This window comes from Catalinimonas locisalis (assembly GCF_038039535.1).
Classification (GTDB): domain Bacteria; phylum Bacteroidota; class Bacteroidia; order Cytophagales; family Cyclobacteriaceae; genus Catalinimonas.
Genome location: NZ_JBBPHP010000116.1, coordinates 1 through 857, shown reverse-complemented (window position 1 = coordinate 857; position 857 = coordinate 1). Strand labels below are relative to the sequence as shown.

Below are 857 nucleotides of genomic sequence, written 5' to 3'. Positions count from 1 at the left end.
AAAAACCTTATTTCCCTCTCAGAACCAAGAAAAAAGCAGTTCAATTTGTGGCTACGGGCTTACTTTCTGAAGAAGAAGCCTGTAATAAGTTCAGTATTTCTCTCAAACTCCTTCATGAGTGGCAGCGTTGGTACGATAGATATTTTGTCCAACCCTATCAAAATCCAGATGCTATGGCTACAAAAAAATTAACCGATAAGGAAAAGATCAAATTACTTGAACGCCAGCTCAAAGAATCTCAGCAACAGGCCAAATATGAAAAGCTTAAGCGTGAAGCTTATGAAACTATGATTAACATTGCTGAGGAAGAATTTAACATTCAGATTGAAAAAAAGCGTGGCGCGGGGCGCCCCGCGCCAGACAGTCCAAAAAATGAAGCTCAGATACCCTTCTGAAGGCTTAAGGGTACTCTGCGGATTGTTTGGCGGGGCCACCTTGGCCTCACCAGACATGCCTACTATAAAGCAGTAAAACGCAAAGAACAGCAAGATGTAAGAGATCATCTGATGATCGAGAAAGTGAAGAAAATACGACAGGATCTCCCTGGTACTGGTACACGAAGGCTTCACCATATGACGGTATCCTACCGCAAAAAGCATGGTATCAAAATGGGCCGTGACAAGCTCCATGAAGTTTTGCGTAAAGCTGACATGCATATATCTTTTAAGAAAAGGCGGACGCGTACTACTTATTCAGATCATGGTTATAAGCGATATAAAAACCTGACTGAAGGACTGGAAGTCTCCGGAATCAATCAGTTATATGTCTCAGACATTACCTACATACCAGTAGGTAATGGATTCGCTTACCTAAGCCTGGTTACAGACGCATATTCTCGCAAAATTGTAGGATGGCAT

At 42.1% G+C, this 857-nt stretch carries 2 protein-coding genes; both read left to right on the top strand.

Annotated features, from left to right (window positions below; all coding sequences use genetic code 11):
- Window positions 1-395 (top strand): DUF1153 domain-containing protein (locus WJR50_RS34130; RefSeq protein WP_341297803.1); only part of this gene is annotated, 395 nt, incomplete at its 5' end.
- A gap of 111 nt (window positions 396-506) precedes the next feature.
- On the top strand, window positions 507-857 hold a 351-nt coding region (locus tag WJR50_RS34125), incomplete at its 3' end, for a transposase (protein ID WP_445223522.1).